This window comes from Dehalobacter sp., from assembly GCA_023667845.1.
Classification (GTDB): Bacteria; Bacillota; Desulfitobacteriia; order Desulfitobacteriales; family Syntrophobotulaceae; genus Dehalobacter.
Map to the genome: position 1 here is coordinate 1 of JAMPIU010000203.1, position 2015 is coordinate 2015.

The window sequence follows — 2015 nt, forward strand, 5'->3', positions numbered from 1 at the left end:
TATCGTCAAATTTTCGAGTTGTATCTTCAAGTACGTTATTTTACATTACTCGATGATGTAACCAAAGAAAGGAGTGTAAAAAAGATTTTTGTAATTGGTTTTATTGATTTTCTTGATAAGCTAAGTAAATTGAAAGATCACGAACAAATCAAAGCTGCATATGAAGAAGTTTCTGAAAAACTTAAGAAATGTGACAAGGAAATCGTGGAAGAAGTTTCTGCTGAAAGAAAAAAACGAATATATAGCTGGTTTGGACTTTCATATGCTAAGTTAGCCCAAACCGTTAGCCCTCCAGGAGAAGATTTGAAAAACGTTTATCAAATAATCTCCTCTGATGTTCATGGAACATGGAATCTAGCTCTTGATGTGTATAATCCTAGCCCCGATCATTTGGATTTTCGAGGATATCCTGATAAAGCCACTTTATATTTGAGAGCAGCTGAAACAGTTCATCAAGTCACTGGTCGTTATATGTTTTTATGGAACGAGATCGCAGAATCAGTTGGAGCGCAAAAAGTATATTTCAACTACTGATAAGGTGGGGATTAATTAATATCTAAACCACCTTACATCATCTACTTTAGACACTCTGAATTTAAATCGCCACCAGCAAGTCAAACCGTTAATTATAAGTAGTTGGAATACATTATGAATGAAGACGAAAAGTGGAAATACATAGTAGACCTTGATGATGAATTATTACAGGGTGGTGTAATCCTTTCTGAATGGTCAACGTTTTTAATTAATGACGCCGACACGGCTTTTTGTAAAGGCGCATACTTGGCGACAATATTAACAGCTGTTGCAGGAATTGAGTCTCATTTACGATTCGAGTATCAAAATCAGACTCACAAAAAAGATCTTTGTTTATATGAATTGATAGAATATTCACCGATTGTTAATGAATTAAAACAAGAACTTCATGCTTTGCGAAAATATAGGAATCAGTGGGTACATGTGAATGAGCCACAAGATGACGAAGAATTATTAGACAATCCGTCCAAAGTTGAGAATGAGATAGAAATGGTGGCAATAAATGCCATAAAACTCTTAAGGCAAGTAATTTATATGGAACAATTTGTCTGATAAGGGAATTAAAAAACAAAAATTCCTAAAAAATCCATGGCTACTTAACTCATACGTGATCAATTCTACTATGTTATGAAAGGAAACCCAACATCGTATGGTGAGTCGTTGACGCGCCTTTTCTTCAATCAGGCAGTCTTTAAACCCACAATTATTTACCATGCTTCGCTCACCTCTCCTAGTTCTTTAGGATGAATCCTCCATTTTGCATGGCCATAAAATTACATACACCCCTCTCAATTTCCAATCGACCAACCTCAAATCAGACTATTCAGGTCTTGACTATCCGATAAAACTCGCTACAATACATCCACCACTCAAAATGGGTGGTGAAAACACATATTCAACAGCGCCCAGGCGCTGCCAGGAGGTTATCATGAGCTCAAACGATACCAAAAAGTCCGCCGCTGGCGGTAAATCCCAGGGGTTTTCTGCCGAAGAACAAGCCGCCATGAGGGAACGCGCCCGCGAACTCAAAGCCGAAGCGCGCGCCGGCAAGGACCGGGCTGCCGGTGAAAGCGCCGTTCTCGCCAGGATCGCCGAAATGCCGGAACCGGACCGCAGCATGGCCTCGCGCCTGCATGCCATCATCCTGGCCGCCGCGCCGCAGCTTTCGCCCAAGACCTGGTACGGCATGCCCGCCTACGCCATAGACGGCAAAGTCGTCTGCTTCTTCCAGGACGCGCACAAGTTCAACTCCCGCTACGCCACCCTCGGTTTCAGCGACACCGCCCGACTCGACGACGGCGCCATGTGGCCCTCCACTTTCGCGCTCACCGCGTTGACCCCCGCCGTGGAAGAAAGGATCGCCGCCCTCGTGAAGAAGGCCGTGAGCTGAGGTTCGTCAACTCCGAGGATCGCCGCATTCCCTTGCCAAACCAGGTAAGGAATATTGGAATTTCTTAAAACAGTTCTCTGCTTTATCCAAA

3 protein-coding genes are annotated in these 2015 nt (G+C 43.0%); all 3 read left to right on the top strand.

The annotated features are described in order from the left end of the window. Positions 1-534, top strand: a 534-nt coding sequence (locus NC238_16405; GenBank protein ID MCM1567490.1) for a DUF5677 domain-containing protein, incomplete at its 5' end; no start/stop codon positions are given. Positions 535-648: 114 nt separating this feature from the next. Next, the gene (locus NC238_16410; protein ID MCM1567491.1) at positions 649-1086 is read left to right on the top strand and encodes a hypothetical protein; all 438 of its coding nucleotides are present in this window, start codon (positions 649-651) and stop codon (positions 1084-1086) included. A 376-nt stretch (positions 1087-1462) separates the two neighbouring features. Further along, entirely contained in the window at positions 1463-1924 is a 462-nt protein-coding gene (locus tag NC238_16415; protein ID MCM1567492.1) for a DUF1801 domain-containing protein, read from the top strand. Positions 1925-2015: the final 91 nt, after the last annotated feature.

What these genes read in the sequence shown, in the direction of transcription:
- NC238_16410 (MCM1567491.1), top strand. Translation starts at nt 649, where the DNA reads ATGAATGAAGACGAAAAGTGGAAATACATAGTAGACCTTGATGATGAA.
- NC238_16415 (MCM1567492.1), top strand. Translation starts at nt 1,463, where the DNA reads ATGAGCTCAAACGATACCAAAAAGTCCGCCGCTGGCGGTAAATCCCAG.